At 70.1% G+C, this 15,577-nt stretch carries 13 protein-coding genes and 1 pseudogene; 5 read left to right on the top strand and 9 right to left on the bottom strand.

Features of this window, described 5'->3' with window-relative positions:
* Positions 1-367, bottom strand: a 367-nt coding sequence (locus tag AC1DVT_RS10960; protein WP_477388865.1) for a hypothetical protein, incomplete at its 3' end; no start/stop codon positions are given.
* A gap of 87 nt (positions 368-454) precedes the next feature.
* Here AC1DVT_RS10960 and AC1DVT_RS10955 point away from each other — a divergent pair.
* The gene (locus tag AC1DVT_RS10955; RefSeq protein WP_477388863.1) at positions 455-1,675 is read left to right on the top strand and encodes a stealth conserved region 3 domain-containing protein; all 1,221 of its coding nucleotides are present in this window, start codon (positions 455-457) and stop codon (positions 1,673-1,675) included.
* Here the strand turns inward: AC1DVT_RS10955 and AC1DVT_RS10950 are convergent.
* Entirely contained in the window at positions 1,623-2,546 is a 924-nt protein-coding gene (locus AC1DVT_RS10950) for a phosphodiesterase (protein WP_477388861.1), read from the bottom strand. The two genes, AC1DVT_RS10955 and AC1DVT_RS10950, sit on opposite strands and share 53 nt — an antisense overlap.
* A gap of 120 nt (positions 2,547-2,666) precedes the next feature.
* Entirely contained in the window at positions 2,667-3,512 is an 846-nt protein-coding gene (rsmA, locus tag AC1DVT_RS10945; RefSeq protein ID WP_477388859.1) for a 16S rRNA (adenine(1518)-N(6)/adenine(1519)-N(6))-dimethyltransferase RsmA, read from the bottom strand.
* 85 nt (positions 3,513-3,597) lie between these two features.
* Here rsmA and AC1DVT_RS10940 point away from each other — a divergent pair, with 85 nt between their 5' ends.
* The 3 genes from AC1DVT_RS10940 (at position 3,598) to AC1DVT_RS10930 (ending at position 7,693) form a co-directional block, all read left to right on the top strand.
* Positions 3,598-4,815, top strand: a complete 1,218-nt coding sequence (locus tag AC1DVT_RS10940; RefSeq protein WP_477388857.1) for an MFS transporter — start codon at positions 3,598-3,600, stop codon at positions 4,813-4,815.
* Between the two features lie 467 nt (positions 4,816-5,282).
* Positions 5,283-6,401, top strand: a complete 1,119-nt coding sequence (locus tag AC1DVT_RS10935) for an HNH endonuclease signature motif containing protein (protein WP_477388855.1) — start codon at positions 5,283-5,285, stop codon at positions 6,399-6,401.
* 29 nt (positions 6,402-6,430) lie between these two features.
* Complete coding sequence (locus AC1DVT_RS10930; protein WP_477388854.1) at positions 6,431-7,693, top strand: MFS transporter; 1,263 nt, start codon at positions 6,431-6,433, stop codon at positions 7,691-7,693.
* A gap of 6 nt (positions 7,694-7,699) precedes the next feature.
* On the opposite strand, the gene AC1DVT_RS10925 is transcribed toward AC1DVT_RS10930, so the two are convergent.
* The 3 genes from AC1DVT_RS10925 to rsmI are packed head-to-tail and all read right to left on the bottom strand — an operon-like array spanning position 7,700 to position 11,031.
* Positions 7,700-8,584, bottom strand: coding sequence for a TatD family hydrolase (locus tag AC1DVT_RS10925; protein ID WP_477388852.1), 885 nt, complete (start codon positions 8,582-8,584; stop codon positions 7,700-7,702).
* Between the two features lie 7 nt (positions 8,585-8,591).
* Positions 8,592-10,163, bottom strand: coding sequence for a methionine--tRNA ligase (gene metG / locus AC1DVT_RS10920; protein WP_477388850.1), 1,572 nt, complete (start codon positions 10,161-10,163; stop codon positions 8,592-8,594).
* Positions 10,164-10,209: 46 nt separating this feature from the next.
* Entirely contained in the window at positions 10,210-11,031 is an 822-nt protein-coding gene (gene rsmI / locus AC1DVT_RS10915; protein WP_477388848.1) for a 16S rRNA (cytidine(1402)-2'-O)-methyltransferase, read from the bottom strand.
* Between the two features lie 23 nt (positions 11,032-11,054).
* Here rsmI and AC1DVT_RS10910 point away from each other — a divergent pair, with 23 nt between their 5' ends.
* Positions 11,055-12,671 carry a dolichyl-phosphate-mannose--protein mannosyltransferase gene (locus AC1DVT_RS10910; RefSeq protein ID WP_477388846.1) on the top strand — a complete coding sequence of 539 codons (1,617 nt, stop codon included), beginning with the start codon at positions 11,055-11,057 and terminating at the stop codon, positions 12,669-12,671.
* A gap of 11 nt (positions 12,672-12,682) precedes the next feature.
* Here the strand turns inward: AC1DVT_RS10910 and hemL are convergent, their stop codons facing one another.
* From hemL to AC1DVT_RS10895, 3 genes and pseudogenes are all read right to left on the bottom strand, one after another.
* Positions 12,683-14,035, bottom strand: coding sequence for a glutamate-1-semialdehyde 2,1-aminomutase (hemL, locus tag AC1DVT_RS10905; RefSeq protein ID WP_477388844.1), 1,353 nt, complete (start codon positions 14,033-14,035; stop codon positions 12,683-12,685).
* Complete coding sequence (gene hemB / locus AC1DVT_RS10900) at positions 14,032-15,027, bottom strand: porphobilinogen synthase (protein ID WP_477388842.1); 996 nt, start codon at positions 15,025-15,027, stop codon at positions 14,032-14,034. The genes hemL and hemB overlap by 4 nt, the downstream gene beginning before the upstream one ends.
* A pseudogene (locus tag AC1DVT_RS10895) lies at positions 15,027-15,577 on the bottom strand (hydroxymethylbilane synthase); the annotation flags it as partial. The gene hemB and the pseudogene AC1DVT_RS10895, both read right to left, overlap by 1 nt.

Here is a 15,577-nt window from a genome sequence, read left to right as displayed (position 1 = left end):
CCCGGGAAATGCTCCGGAAACACTCCGTCCATAGTCTGAGGAGCACACCGGGATCCCGACGCAGCGCGATCCGCAAAGGAGGCTTTCCATTTCGAAACTCACGGCACTGCCGCGGCAGCAGAACTCTTGGTCCGGCCTCGTCGAACGAGGCGACATCGCGCTGGATGGCGGCATCCTGCACCTCGTCCATGACACCGTCTCCCCCGAGGAGGCGCGCATCGCCGACCTCCTGCTCGTCGCCGACGCGCTGGCGGAGGCAGGAGTCGCGACTCTGCTGATCCGGCATGATCGCCGGGTTCCCGCGCTGGTCGCGAGCATCGCGGACCGGGATGCCGCGACCGCTGCGCTGGCCGAGCTCGGCACCCACGAGCCCCTGTACGTCAAAGCGCGCAACCGCCCGGCGCAGCTGGCCGTCGAGGCGGATCCGATCCCCACGACTCCGAGCGCACTGCGGGTGTTCCGCCCGCGCGTCGCCGGGAGCGCACGGGTGCGGTACGGCTCGCCGACCGCCGCGCGGCTCGAGTTCTGGCACTTCGGCGACGACGTCGTAGAAGCGCCGAACGACAACGCCCTCACCCGACGCAGCACTGCGACGGACGACCTCACCTTCACCGAGGTGGAGCGCTACGGCCGGACGTGGCGCACGATCTCCGGGATGTTCGACGCGCAGCCGGACGAGTTCACCCATGACGTCGATGTCGTCTTCTCGTGGGTTGATGGCTCGGCGAGCGAGTTCCAGCGCCAACGCGCCGCGCAGATGGCCGAGTATGTCGTCGGCGCCGGCGATGACGGACCGGCGCGCTACCGCCATGTCGACGAGCTTCGCTATGCACTCCGCAGCGTGCACATGTACGCCCCGTGGGTGCGCCGCATCTTCATCGCCACCGATTCACCGGTGCCGACGTGGCTGGTGGAGCACCCCAAAGTCACCATCGTGCGCAGCGAGGAGTTCTTCGCCGATCCCTCGGTGCTGCCGACGCACAACTCGCACGCCATCGAGGCGCAGCTGCACCGCATCCCCGGGCTCGCCGAGCACTTCATCTACTCCAACGACGACATGTTCTTCGGCCGCCTCGTGGAGCCGGAGCTCTTCTTCACCGCTGCCGGGGTGTCGAAGTTCGTCGAGTGCGAGGTGCGCATCGGCGCCGGCGCCCCCGCATCGGCGCGCAGCGGACATGACAACGGGCTTCGCGTCAACCGCGACCTGCTGCGCCGCCGGTTCGGCCGCACGATCGTCCGCGACCTGGAGCACTGCGCGACGCCGCTCCGGCGCAGCGTCATGACCGAGCTCGAGCAGACCTTCCCGGACGATTTCGCCCGGACCGCGGCATCCCGATTCCGCTCCGCCACCGACGTGTCGGTCACCAACAGCCTGTACCACTACTACGCGCTGATGACGGGGCGAGCGGTCACCACGAAGCGGCCGCGGGTGCGCTACGTGCAGACGACCCTCACCGATTCGCTGCGCCGCATGGAGCGGCTGGCGGACCGGACCGACATCGACATGTTCTGCCTCAACGACGGCGGGCCCGCGCAGATCCCCGAAGAGGTGCGGGTGCACGCGCTGCGCACGTCGCTCGAGCGGATGTTCCCGGTGCGCGCGCCGTGGGAGCGGGACGAAGTCAGCGAAGCACGCCGATCGGCTCAGTCGGCGCATCCGTCCGCGCGGCGCTGAGCGGGGCGATCCCGGCGTCGGAGATCCGCCGGCGGGCCTCCGCGGGATCGATGAATTCGAGCGTGCGCGGCGCATCCACGGGGACGACCGAGTGCACGATCGTCTGGTCGTAGACGTGCACGAGGTTGAAAGCCTGCGCGCCGTCCTGCGGCCGGGTGCCGCCGACCGGCACGGTGAGGTCCTGCGCGTAGCAGGTCGATGACGCGACCGACACCGGAATGCCGGCGAAAGTGGCGAACGTCGAGTAGTGCAGGTGGCCGGCGATGATGGCCCGCACATCGGTGCCGCGCAGCACGTCGGCGAGACGCGCCTGATCGCGCAGCTCGACCGTCGATGCCAGGGGAAGCACGCTCGGAACCGGCGGGTGGTGCATCGCGAGGATCGTGCCGAGCGGGGCCGGAGTCGCCAGCACGCCGGCGAGCCACGCGAGCTGCTCCTCGCGCAGTTCGCCGTGATGCAGGCCGGGAACCGTCGAGTCCAGGGTGATCAGCCGCAGCCCGTCGAGTTCGTCGACTCGGTCGACGGGGCGCATCGGGTCGGTGAAGTGCTCGTCGAGCAGGCGCGAGCGGAAGCCCGCGCGGTCGTCGTGGTTGCCCATGACCCAGAACACCCTGGTGCCGAGGCGGGCCGCGAAGGGCTCGACGATCGCCCGCAGCTCGCGGTAGGCATCGCCCTCACCGAGGTCGACGAGGTCGCCGGTGAACACGATGCCGTCGGGGGCTATGCCGGATGCCTCGATCCCAGCGAGCGCCTTGCGCAGCTGCGCCGTCGCATCGACGAGGTCAAACAGCCGCGATCCCGCCGCGCGCAGGTGCGTGTCGCTCAGGTGCAGCAGCACACGCTCCGGTGCCGCATATTCGGCTTGACGCATGCGCTCGTCCCTCTCGTCGACGTGGTGATGCTGCTCACGCCACGATGACCGAGCCCGCCAAATGTTACAGGCATGTTTCGTGAACACCCGGAGAACAAGCCGGGAACGTGTAACCCTGCGTCACGCCGGAGTGCGCGCGATGCGCACGAAATCCTCGATGGAGAGCTCCTCGCCGCGAGCGGTGGGGGCGACGCCGGCGCGTTCGAGAAGGTCGGATGCCGCGGCCGACGTGCCGCCCAGGACAGCGGACAGCGCCTGCCGGAGCATCTTGCGACGCTGCTGGAACGCGGCATCCACGATCTGGAATGTTCTCAGTCGCTCCGCCTCCGTGCCGCGCGGGAGCGGATCGCGCTCGAACGCGACGAGCACGCTGTCGACGTTGGGGACGGGCCAGAACACCTGCCGCGAGACGGTGCCGGCGAGTCGCCAGGGGCCGTACCAGGCGGCCTTGACGCTGGGGGCGCCGTAGATCTTGGAGCCTGGAGGGGCGGCGAGCCGCTCCCCCACTTCGGCCTGCACCATGACGATGCCGCGCTCGAGGTGCGGGAAGGTCTCCAGAAAGTGCAGCAGCACCGGGACGCTCACGTTGTACGGCAGGTTCGCGACGAGGACGGTCGGCTCACCAGGAAGCTCGGTGATCCTCAGGGCGTCGGCGTCGATGACGGTGAGCGCGCCATCCTCGACCCCGTGCTTCGCCGCGGTCTCGGGAAGACGCTCGGCGAGCCGGTGGTCGATCTCGACGGCGGTGACGGATGCCCCGGACTCGAGGATCGCGAGCGTCAGGGAGCCGAGTCCAGGCCCCACCTCGACGACGTGCTCGCCCGCCGCGACCCGCGCGACGTGCACGATCTTGCGCACCGAGTTCGCGTCGACGACGAAGTTCTGGCCGAGCTTCTTGGTGGGCGTCACGTCGAGTTCGGCGGCGAGGGCGCGGATCTCGCCGGCGCCGAGCAGGGTAACGGGCATGGGTCCACAGTAGCCAGGCGGGCTGGTAGGTCGCGGCGCGGCCGCCTTCCCTGGGCCTCTTCGCGCCGCACGCGATACTGGGGCGATGGACGCGGAACGTGGGAAGGATGCCGGGTTCCGGCGTTTCTGGGGCGCGAACACGCTCAGCGCGTTCGGCACGACGGCGACCGCCGTGGCCCTGCCCGTCCTCGTGGTCGACGGGCTGGGCGCCGACCCTGTGCAGGTCGGGATCGTCAACGCGGCCCAATTCGTCCCGTACGCCGTCCTGGGACTCGTCGCCGGAGTGTACGTCGATCGGTGGCGTCGCCGCCCGACGCTGGTGGTGGCGAGTCTCGGTCGTGCGCTCAGTCTCGGCATGATCGCGGTGCTGTGGTGGCTTCACGTGCTTGCCGTCTGGAATCTCGTCGCGCTGCTGCTGCTGTTCGGCTCCTTCGCGGTGTTCGGCTTTGCCGCGTCTCAGTCGCTTCTGCCGCGGTTGGTGGCTCGCGATGGACTGCTTCGCGCGAACGCGAGGCTAGACCAGGGCGAGGCCGCCGCACAGACGGTCGGCCCGACGCTCGCCGGTTTGCTCGTCCGGTGGGTCGGTGCACCGTTCGCTCTGCTGATCGACGCGTTCACGTATCTCGTCGATGCCGTGCTCGTCGCCGGCATCCGGGTGGAGGAGACTCCTACGCGCACCCGCGGGCACGTGCTGCGGGACATCAGGGAAGGGCTGACGGCGACCTACCGGCATCCGATTCTCCTGCCGCTCGCGCTCTCGACGCACGTCTGGTTCGTGGCGAACGCCGCGTCGCTGACGATCCTGTCGCTGCTCGCTCTGCGCACGCTCGATCTGGGCGCCGCCCTGTTCGGGCTGCTCCTGTCCACCATCGGCGCCGCAGCCCTCGTCGGAGCCTCGCTGGCTGAGCGGCTGGGCCACCGTTTCGGGCAGGGCGCGACAATCGCCGGGGCGCGTGTGATCTATCCCGTCGCCTGGGTGGCCGTCGCGTTTGTTCCTTCGGTGGGGGGCGCGGGCGGGATCGTTCTCCTGTTCGTCGCGCTTGCGGTGGGAGGTCTCGCGGCGGGCCTGGAGAACGCGAACGAGATGAGCTACCGGCAGCAGGCTGTGCCGGATGGCGTGCTCGGCCGTGTGAATGCGACCGGGAGGTCGGTGAATCGCACCGCGGCCGCGATCGGCGCCGTTGCCGGCGGAGTGCTCGCGTCGGCCGTGGGCGTGCCCGAATCGCTCTGGATCGTCGCGGCCGTCTTCGGTGTGGCGGCGGCGATCGCGGTCTTCTCGCCCGTGCGCTCGGCGAGGGCATGATCTGGGGCGATTCCGTTACGAATTCGTTATCTTTGGATGGCGGAATTGGATCGAATACCCGTTCTAATGTCGGTGGTCACTGGGAGCATTAACTATGGCGTTCTTCTTCGACCTTACGCAGCACATCGCAGTGCTGCGCGACGTGCTGGGCGAAGACACTGCGGCCGACGCTCTCCCGGCGAAGATCACCGAGCTCGACGACGCGACCGTCGTGAGACTGATCGGCGTCGCATCCCAGCTCATCCGAGCTGCCGAGAAGGTGCGGATCACGGCCTCCGGGGTCGTCGCCGCCCGCTCGACGCGAGATGCGGGCCATAACGGSCTTGCGCAGGTCCGSGGCCAYCGCTCCCCCGTCGCGTTGATTCAAGACCTCACGGGCGCAACGCACGCCGATGCSGTSAAGCATGTGCGGCTCGGCGAGTCGCTGCTGGAGTCGGTGGGCATCGGWGCMKCYGGRRCGYCGACGGATGCYSCGTCAGCCGGAGCGCCYACCGACGTGCCCGGCGCCGTGGCACGCGCCGCTCGGCCGCGCGCTCCTCGACGGGACGATCAGCTCCGCACAGCACGATGTGATCCTCCGCGGCCTCGGCGAACCGCCGGCCGTTGACGACACGGCGGCCGCGGAGCASATCGCCGAGGTGTGGTCGCTGGCGGCCGAGCAGCTTGCCGTCGAGGCCTCCGAGCGGACGGTCGAAGAACTCGCCCGCGCGGCCCGCRCCATCCGGGACCAGCTCGACCCGGAAGGTGCCGAGCGCCGCTTCGACGAGCGGTTCGAGCGGCGGTCGTTCCGCCTGTGGASCGATGCCGACGGTGTCCGSCATGGTGCCATCGTCTTCGACGACCTGGGTGGCACGTGGCTGCAGACCATCCTCGACAGCGCACTCCGTCCCCGGCGCGGTGGCCCACGGTTCGTCGATCCGACGGAGAAGTCCCGCGCCGAGGAGCTCGTGGCCGATCCGCGCACAAACGATCAGCTTGCGTACGACCTGTTCCTCGACGTGATGCGCTCGGGAGCCCTGGCCGACTCGACGACGGTCTTCGGAACGAAGCAGGCAGGCGTGCGCGTGCTCGTCACGGAGGCAGCGCGTGCGGCGGAGACGAAAGGCCGGGCCGCGGTGGGGCTGACCGAAGACGACCAGACCGCAGTTCCGGCCTGGCTGATCGCGCAGCACGTCTGTGAAGTCGGCACGGTCGAGTGCACGCTCGACCGGGACGGCAATCCGCTCTACCTAGGACGAGAGCAGCGCCTGTTCTCCGCGAAACAGCGCCTGACCCTCGCGATCCGCGATGGCGGATGCCGATGGCGCGGGTGCGACCGACCGCCCTCGTATTGCGAGGTGCACCACATCGACCCTTACAGGGAGGGTGGATGCACCGATATCGACCGGGGCATCATGCTCTGTCGTTATCACCACATGCAGCTGCACCACGGTGCCTGGTGGATCACGCGCGACGGTCTGGGAGAGTTCGTCCTGCATCCTCCGCAGGGGCAGGGCGAATCGATCGTCCTCACACCGCGCCTCCCGCTCCGATATGCCTGGGCAGATGTCGATCCGCCCCCGCTCCGATTTCGGCGAGCGGCGTGACATCGCGCCTCGACACTTAGGATCGAGGGATGCCCTCGATCGGTGAAGTCGTCGCACCCCGACGCCTGGGAACCGATTTCCGCTGGCTCATGGCGTCCTCGTGGACCACCAACCTCGGCGACGGCATCGCCCTGTCGGCGGCGCCCCTGCTGATCGCATCGCTCACTTCGTCGCCGCTTCTGGTCGCGTCGGGGGCCATGATGCAGTTCCTCCCGTGGCTGCTCTTCGGACTGCTCGCCGGCTCTGTCGCCGACCACCATGACCGCCGCCGGCTCGTCATGCTGGCAGACGGCTCCCGCGTCGTGATCGTGGGAGCCCTCGTCGTCTTCCTCGTCACCGGACACGCGACAGTCTGGATCGTCCTGGCGACGACGTTCCTGTACGGCACAGCCGAAGTGTTCGCCGACACGGCGAGCAGCACGCTCCTGCCGATGATGGTGCGCCCGGCCGACTTGGGCATCGGCAACGCCCGCCTGCAGGCCGGCTACCTGGTCGGCAATCAGCTCGCAGGACCGGCGCTCGGGGCGATCCTCTTCTCGGTCGGGTCGTTCTGGCCGTTCTCCGTGCAGATCATCTGCGTCGCGCTCGGGGTCGTCCTCATCTCTCGGATCGCACGCACGCCGATCCCGCCACGCGCGGATGCCGAGTCCGGCGTCAAGACGCATCCGATCCGCGAGGGCCTGCGGTGGCTGCGCGGCAACCCACCCGTGCGCACGCTCGTGCTCATCATCTTCGTGTTCAACGTGACGTGGGCGGCGCCCTGGAGCGTCCTCGTCCTGTACACGACCGAGTACCTCCACATGGGCGCGATCGGCTACGGCGCCATGACGACCGTGTCGGCCATCGGCGGACTCATCGCGATCGCGAGCTTCGGCTGGCTCGAGAAGCACGTGTCGTTCGCGACGCTCATGCGCGTGTGCCTGTCGCTCGAGGTGCTCATGCACCTCTCGTTCGCCCTCACCACCTCGCCCGCGGTCGCGTTCGTCGTCATCTTCGTGTTCGGCGCCTACGCGTTCGTCTGGGGCACGATCTCGACGACGGTGCGCCAGCGCCTCGTGCCGCTGGAACTGCAGGGACGCATCGCCTCGGTGAACATGGTCGGCGTCTTCGGCGGATTGGTGATCGGCCAGCTGCTCGGCGGCCTCATCGCCGAAGCGTGGGGCCTGACCGCGCCCTGGTGGTTCGCGTTCGCGGGCTCCGCGATCACCCTGCTGCTCGTGTGGCGCACGATCTCGAACATCGCGGCGGCTCCCCCCGTCATCGGTGTGACGGGACCGATCGACCTGCCCTGATGCGGCTCAGTCTTCGAACGCGCCGTAGACCTCGACCGTGTTCGCGGCCAGCTGCGCACACAGGTCGTCGAGGTCGACGCCCAGCTCGGCCGCGATGAACCGCACCGTGACCGGGATCAGGTACGGCGCGTTCGGCCGCCCGCGGTGGGGAGTCGGCGTGAGGAACGGGGCATCCGTCTCCACCAGGATCCGCTCGCGCGGCGTCACCGCCAGCGCGTCGCGCAGGTTCTGGGCGTTCTTGAACGTGACGTTCCCCGCGAACGACAGGTAGTACCCGGCGTCGGCGGCGACACGCGCCATCGCCTCGTCTCCCGAGAAGCAGTGGAACACCGTGCGCTCCGGCGTGCCCACCCGCTCCAGCGTCGAAAGCACGTCGTCATGGGCATCGCGGTCGTGGATCTGCATCGCGAGGCCGTGCTTCTTGGCGAGCGCGATGTGCGCCTCGAAGCTCTCGAACTGCGCGGGGAGGCCGTCCGCCTCGGTGCGGAAGAAGTCCAGCCCGGTCTCGCCGATCGCCCGCACTCGGGGCTGCGCGGCGAGCTCGTCGATCACCGCGATCGCCTCATCGAGCCGACCGGCCGCCGCGTACGCGGGCGCTTCATTCGGGTGGATCGCGACTGCCGCGAGGACGCGGGGATGGGATGCCGCGGCCTCCGCCGACCACCGGCTCGACTCGATGTCACCGCCTGCCTGCACGACGCCGATCACCCCGACCGCCGCCGCCCGCTCGAGCTGATCGGCGAGCGTCAGCGGCTCGTCGCCGTCGGAGATCTCGAGGTGCGTGTGGTTGTCGTACACCGGCACCGCGAGCGGCTCCGGCGCGGCAGGCCAGCGAACGTCCCGCTTCCCGTCGTTGTAGCGCTCCCGGACGTAGCCGCTCGGGTCGGTCATCGCCGAGCTAGACCGACTGCTCGACGCGCGGGAAGAGCGGCGCGAGCGCGTTCACCGTCGTCCCGGGGCGCAGCACGCCCCAGGTCCCGGCCTCGCGGATCGGCTGGTCGACGAGGCGCCCGAGCGAATCAGCGGCGCCCAGGGCGATCCACAGCTTCTCGGTCGCGATCGGCGTCACCGGCGACAGCAGCACGGCGAGCGCCCGCAGGCCCTCCGCCGCCGTGTAGAGGACCGTGCCGAGCCGCGCGCGCTGCGCGTCGTCCTTCGCCAGCGCCCACGGCTCGTTCTCGGTGATGTACAGGTTCAGCGCGTCGACGATCGTCCAGATCGACGTGATCGCTTCATCGATGCGGAAGCGCTCGATCGCGGCGTCGGCCGCGGCCGCGGCATCCGCCACCGTCTGCTGGATCGCCAGATCGGCCTCGGAGTACTGATCGGCCTCGGGGAGCACACCCTCGAAGTACCGCTCGATCATCGCGGTCGTGCGGGAGGCGAGGTTGCCGAAGCCGTTGGCGAGTTCCGCCTGGTAGCGCGCGGAGAGGTCCTCCCACGAGAACGAGCCGTCCTGCCCGAACGCGATCGCGGAGAGGAAGTAGAACCGGTAGGCGTCCGACCCGAACACGTCGGTGATCTCGGTGGGCGCGATGCCGGTGAGCTTCGACTTGGACATCTTCTCGCCGCCGACGAGCAGCCAGCCGTGCGCGAACACGCCGCGCGGCACCTCGACGCCCGCTGCCATCAGCATCGCGGGCCAGATGACGGCGTGGAAGCGCAGGATGTCCTTGCCGACGACGTGGTACGCCGGCCAGCGGCGCGCGAACTCGTCGGGGTCGGAGCCGTAGCCCACCGCCGAGGCGTAGTTGAGCAGTGCGTCGACCCACACGTAGATGACGTGCGACGGGTCCCAGGGCACCTCGATGCCCCAGTCGAACGTGGAGCGCGAGATCGACAGGTCCTTGAGGCCCTGCTTGACGAACGAGACGACCTCGTTGCGGGCGGACTCGGGCCGGATGAAATCGGTCTTGTACAGCTCGAGCAGCTGGTCCTGGAACTCGCTCAGCTTGAAGAAGTAGTTCTTCTCCTGGAGCAGCTCGAGGGGCTTCGAGTGGATCGCGCAGACCTTGAGGCCCTCGAAGGGCCCCTCTCCGTCGACGATCTCGGACTCGGTCTTGAACTCCTCGCAGCCGACGCAGTACAGCGCCTCGAACTCGCCCGCATAGATGTAGCCGCGGTCGTAGATCGCCTGCACGAACTTCTGCACGCGCTCCTCATGGCGCTGCTGCGTCGTGCGGATGAAGTCGTCATTGGCGACGTCGAGCGTCTTCAGCAGCGGGAACCACGCCTCGCCGACCAGCCGGTCGACCCACTCCTGGGGAGTGGCGCCGTTGGCCGCGGCCGCCCGCAGCATCTTCTGGCCGTGCTCGTCGGTGCCGGTCAGCATCCAGGTGTCATCGCCGGCCTGGCGGTGCCAGCGCGCGAGGGTGTCCACCGCCACGGTCGTATAACCGTGACCGATGTGGGGCACGTCGCTCGGGTAGTAGATCGGCGTCGTGATGTAGAAGGATCGGCCGGTGCTCACCCGAAGATTCTAGTTTGGACGGATGCCGTCACCCGCCGTGTGACGGTCAGCCCTTCCGTGCTGCCAGCGCGGCCTGATACAGCTCCCGCGACGAGTGCCCGGTCTGCGCCGCCACCTCGGTGGCGGCATCCTTCAGTCGCGTGCCGGCGGTCACGAGCGTCAGCACCTGCGTGACCGCGTCCGGGAAGACGACGTCGACGGCGACCGCTCCCCCGACAACGACCACGACTTCGCCGCGGACGCCGGGGGCTGCCCACTCCGCGAGTTCGGCGAGCGTTCCGCGGGCGACCTCCTCATGCAGCTTCGTCAGCTCGCGGCAGACGGCGGCGGGTCGGTCGGTGCCGAAGGCGGCGCCCATGTCGACGAGGGATGCCGCGACCCGGGCGGGCGACTCGAAGAACACCATCGTGCGGGGCTCCCGGGAAAGGGCGGCGAGCGCGCCGCGGCGCTCACCGGACTTGCGCGGGAGGAACCCCTCGAACGTGAAGCGGTCGGTGGGCAGCCCCGCGACCGCGAGCGCGGTGAGCACCGCACTCGGCCCAGGGATGACCGTGACGGTGACCCCCGCCTTCGCCGCGGCGGCGACGAGCCCATAGCCCGGGTCGCTGACCGTCGGCATTCCGGCATCCGACAGCACCAGCAGGTCCTGGTCGCGAGCGAGTTCGACGAGCTCCGCCGCGCGCTGCTTCTCGTTGTGGTCGTGCAGAGCCAGCAGCCGTGGGCGGTTCGCGATCCCCAACGCCGCAAGGAGGCGAATGGTCGTGCGGGTGTCCTCGGATGCCACCACCCGCGCGCTCTCGAGGGCCTCGACGAGTCGCCGCGAAGCGTCCCCGAGATTGCCGATGGGCGTCGCGGCCAGGATGATCACGAGCCCAGCCTAGGCTTGTCGCCGTGACCGTCACCTCCGAGGAGCCGACCGTGGAGCCACCGGTGGAGCCGCTGGTGCCCGAGCCGCGGCCCACTTTCTATGAGCGCTGGCGCGGCCGCCTCGACACCGATCCCCGCGTCGAGCGCCTGTGGCGCTGGCTCGCGCCGACGATCGTCGTCGTACTCGGGGCGATCCTGCGACTCTGGGACCTCGCACACCCGCACATGCTGGTCTTCGATGAGACCTATTACGTGAAGGATGCCTGGAGCCAGTGGAACCTCGGCTACCCGGCGACCTGGCCGGAGAACGCCGACGAGCGCTTCGCCGCCGGCGAGACCGACATCTTCACGACGACCGGCAGCTACGTGGTGCACCCGCCCCTCGGCAAGTGGATCATCGGCGCCGGCATGGCGATCTTCGGTGCGGACTCGTCGTTCGGCTGGCGCATCGCGGTGGCCCTGTTCGGCACGGCGACGATTCTCGTGCTCTATTTCGTCGCCCGCCGGCTGGGCGGATCGATCGTGTTCGCCTCCGTCGCGGCGCTCTTCTTCGCCGTCGACGGTCTCGGGATCGTGCTCGGCCGGGTGGGGCTGCTGGACGGCATCCTCACGTTCTTCGTGATGCTCGGTTTCTGGTTCGTGCTGATCGATCGGCATCGCCACCAAGAGCGTCTGGCCGCCGCAATCGCGGCGCGCACCGTCGACGGCCGAGGCCCCGACTGGGGACCGGTCTTCTGGAATCGCCCATGGCTCATCGCGGCGGGTGCCGCGTTCGGCGCCGCGACCGCGGTGAAGTGGTCCGGCCTCTTCGTCATCGCGGCGGTCGGGATCTACCTCGTGGTGGACGACGCGCTGACCCGGCGCAAGGCCGGCGTCTGGTACTGGCCGGCCGATGCGACACTCCGCCAGGGTCTCGCGAGTTTCGTCCTCTACGTCCCGATCGCGTTCGTCGTGTACCTCGCGTCGTGGACCGGCTGGCTCGTCACCGACGGCGGGTACGACCGGCATGCCGCGGATGACTCGCCGGCAACCGGCCTGTGGTCATGGGTGCCGCTTCCGCTGCAGAGCCTGTGGATCTATCACAAGGCCATCTACGCCTCGAACGTGGGACTGACCTCGCCGCACAGCTATGCCAGCCCCGCGTGGCAGTGGCCGCTCATGCTCCGCCCGACCTCGATGTACTACCAGGGCTCGGCGACCGGAGAGAACGGCTGCTCCGCGGTCGGAAACGGGTGCGCCGAGAACATCTCGAGCATCTCGAATCCGCTGCTGTGGTGGACCGCCGTGATCGCCGTGCTGTACCTCGTCTGGCGGTGCTTCGCCCGCCGCAACGCCGGCGACTGGCTCATCCTGACCGGCGTCATCGCCACCTACGTCCCGTGGCTGCTCTACCCCAACCGGACGATCTTCCAGTTCTATACGATCGTCATCCTGCCGTTCATGATCCTCGCGCTGACCGCCGCACTGCGGGACCTCGCACAGCTGCGCACCCGAAGGCAATTCCCGCTCGGACGCTGGTGCGCGGGCGTGTTCATCGTCGCCGTGCTTCTCGTCTCCGCCTGGTACTACCCCGTGTGGACCGCGATGCCGGTGACCTACGACTTCTGGCACCTGCACTTCCAGCGCGACGGCTGGGTGTAGCCCAGGCCTCCTCAGGCCGGGCTCGCGGCCGCTGCCGCGCGGGCAGCAGCGGGGAGCGCGTCGAGGATCCGCGCGATGGCGGCCTCGTCGTGCGCCGCGGTGAGGAACCACGCCTCGAACACGCTCGGCGGAAGCGAGACCCCGGCGTCGAGCATCGCGTGGAAGAACGGCGGATAGCGCCACGCGTCCTGCGCCCGGGCGTCGTCGTAGTTGCGCACCGGGTCCGCCCGGAACGCGACCGAGAACAGGCTCCCGGCCCGCGAGATCGTATGAGCCACGCCTGCCGCTTCGAGGGCGGCATCCAGGCCACCTGCGACGGCGTCGGCCGCGGCATCCACCCGCGCGTACACCGCGTCGTCGGCGAGCCGAAGCGTCGCCAGCCCCGCGGCGACCGCGAGCGGATTGCCGCTCAGGGTGCCGGCCTGGTACACCGGGCCGAGCGGGGCGAGCAGGTCGAGCAGCCGTGCGGGGCCGCCGAGGCCGGCGAGCGGCATGCCGCCGCCGATGACCTTGCCGAACGTCACGAGGTCGGGCACCCACGCCTCGCCGGCGGCCTGTTCGAGGCCCCACCAGCCAGCGGGACCCACCCGGAAGCCGGTCAGCACCTCGTCGAGGATGAGCAGCGCGCCGTGGGCGTGCGCCTCCTCGACGAGGAAGCGGTTGAAGCCCGGCTCGGGGGTCAGCACGCCGGCGTTCGCGCCGGCCGCCTCGGTGATGATCGCCGCGATCCGGCCGGGATGCGCGGCGAAGGCGGCGCGCACGGCGTCACGATCGTTGTACGGCAGCACCAGGGTGAGTCCGGCAATCGCCGCGGGCACCCCGGCCGAGCCCGGCAGGCCGAGCGTTGCGATGCCCGAGCCGGACTCGGCGAGCAGGCCATCGGAATGCCCGTGGTAGTGGCCGGCGAACTTGACGATCAGGTCTCGGCCGGTGGCGCCGCGCGCGAGCCGGATCGCGGTCATGGTGGCTTCGGTGCCGGTCGAGACGAGTCGGAGCTTTTCGATCATCGGCGTGCCGCCGGCGACCAGTCGGCCGATGACGAGCTCGGCCAGTTCGGTCTCGCCCGGGGTCGATGCGCCGAAGGACAGTCCGCGGGATGCCGCGTCCCGCACCGCGTCGACGACGCCAGGGTGCGCGTGCCCGAGCAGGGCAGGTCCCCACGAGGCGACGAGATCGACGTAGTCGCGGCCGGCGACGTCGGTCACGGTGGCGCCCTGCGCGGACACGATGGACAGCGGCGTGCCGCCCACCGAGCCGAAGGCCCRCACCGGGGAGTTCACCCCGCCGGGGATCACGGCGCGGGCACGGGCCGCGGCATCCGTGTTCGAGGCAGCGTTCGAGGCAGCGTTCGAGACGGCGCTCATGCGCGACTCCACCGCTCTGCGGCCTCGATCGCCCAGTAGGTGAGCACCGCGTCGGCGCCCGCGCGGACGATGCCGGTGAGGGATTCGTCGATCGCCCGTTCCCGGTCGATCCAGCCGTGTGCGGCGGCCGCCTCGATCATCGAGTACTCGCCGCTCACCTGGTACGCCCAGACCGGCACGGGCGAGGACGCTGCGGTGTCGGCGAGCACGTCGAGGTACGACATCGCCGGCTTCACCATCACGATGTCGGCGCCTTCGGCCACGTCGAGCGCGACTTCGCGCCGGCCCTCGCGGCGGTTCGCGGGATCGAGCTGATACGTGCGGCGGTCGCCCTCGAGCGAGGACTGCACGGCGTCGCGGAACGGGCCGTAGAACGCTGAGGCGTACTTGGCCGCGTAGCCGAGGAGGGCGACATCGCTGCGCCCAGCCTCGTCGAGGGCGGCGCGCACCGCGGCGACCTGGCCGTCCATCATGCCGGACAGTCCGAGCAACGCCGAGCCGGCGTCGGCCTGCGCGAGCGCCATCTCGCGGTAGCGCGCCAAAGTCGCGTCGTTGTCGACGCGGCCCTGCGCGTCGAGGACCCCGCAGTGCCCGTGGTCGGTGAATTCGTCCAGGCAGAGATCCGTCGCAACGACCAGCGCGTCGCCGACTTCGGCCACGGCGGCCCGCGTCGCCACGTTCAGGATGCCGTCAGGGTCCGTGGCCCCTGAACCCACCGCGTCCTTGTGCTCGGGCACGCCGAACAGCATGACGCCGCCGATTCCGGCGGCCACGGCGCGCGCGAGCTCGGCGCGGAACGAGTCGAGACTGTGCTGCACGACCCCCGGCATCGAGCCGATCGGCAGGGACTCGGCGGCGCCCTCGCGGATGAACAGCGGGAGGATCAGCTGCGCCGGCTGCACCCGGGTCTCCTGCGCCAGGCGGCGCCAGGCCGCGGTCGCGCGCAGGCGCCGGGGTCGCGCGGCCGGGAACGTCGCGTCGGGAGAAGTCATCACGGTTCCTGTCGGGGGTTCAGGGGTGCGAGGTCGGCAGCGCCGAGGCTCAGCAGCTCATCGGCGACGCGAGCGGAGATGTCGGCCGCGGCATCCGCGTCCACCGCCATCGCGTGCGAGCTCGTGACGAACGCGCCGCCGTCGGGTCGGTAGACGCGGGCGCTCAGGAACAGCAGGCCGTCCTCGACGAACGCGTGCGCGCCGATCGGCGCGGCGCAGCCGGCCTCGAGGCGCGCGAGTACGCCGCGCTCGGCCTCGACGGCCAGCCGGGTGTCGGCGTGGTTGAGGCGCGCGACGAGGCGCTCATCGCCTGACCGGGTCTCGATGGCGAGCGCGCCCTGCGCGGGCGCCGTCGGCCAGTCCTCCAGCGGCAGCAGCTCATTGGCGGCGTCGAGGCGCCCGATCCGGTCCAGCCCGGCGGCGGCCAGCACGACCGCATCGAGAGCGCGAGCGGGGTCGGCCGTCGTGAGTCGGTCCAACCGGGAATCGATGTTCCCGCGGATGTCGACGAGTGCGACGTCGGGGCGCAGAGCCGCGAGCTGCGCGCGGC

Source organism: Microbacterium sp. P2_F9 (assembly GCF_056403635.1).
The sequence above is the reverse complement of the archived record's forward strand: the minus strand, read 5'-3'. Positions and strand labels throughout refer to the sequence as shown.

Excerpts from the sequence above, each read along its gene's own strand:
- AC1DVT_RS10950 (WP_477388861.1), bottom strand. The coding sequence starts at position 2,546 with ATGCGTCAAGCCGAATATGCGGCACCGGAGCGTGTGCTGCTGCACCTG.
- rsmA (WP_477388859.1), bottom strand. The coding sequence starts at position 3,512 with ATGCCCGTTACCCTGCTCGGCGCCGGCGAGATCCGCGCCCTCGCCGCC.
- AC1DVT_RS10940 (WP_477388857.1), top strand. The coding sequence starts at position 3,598 with ATGGACGCGGAACGTGGGAAGGATGCCGGGTTCCGGCGTTTCTGGGGC.
- AC1DVT_RS10930 (WP_477388854.1), top strand. The coding sequence starts at position 6,431 with ATGCCCTCGATCGGTGAAGTCGTCGCACCCCGACGCCTGGGAACCGAT.
- AC1DVT_RS10925 (WP_477388852.1), bottom strand. The coding sequence starts at position 8,584 with ATGACCGACCCGAGCGGCTACGTCCGGGAGCGCTACAACGACGGGAAG.
- hemB (WP_477388842.1), bottom strand. The coding sequence starts at position 15,027 with ATGACTTCTCCCGACGCGACGTTCCCGGCCGCGCGACCCCGGCGCCTG.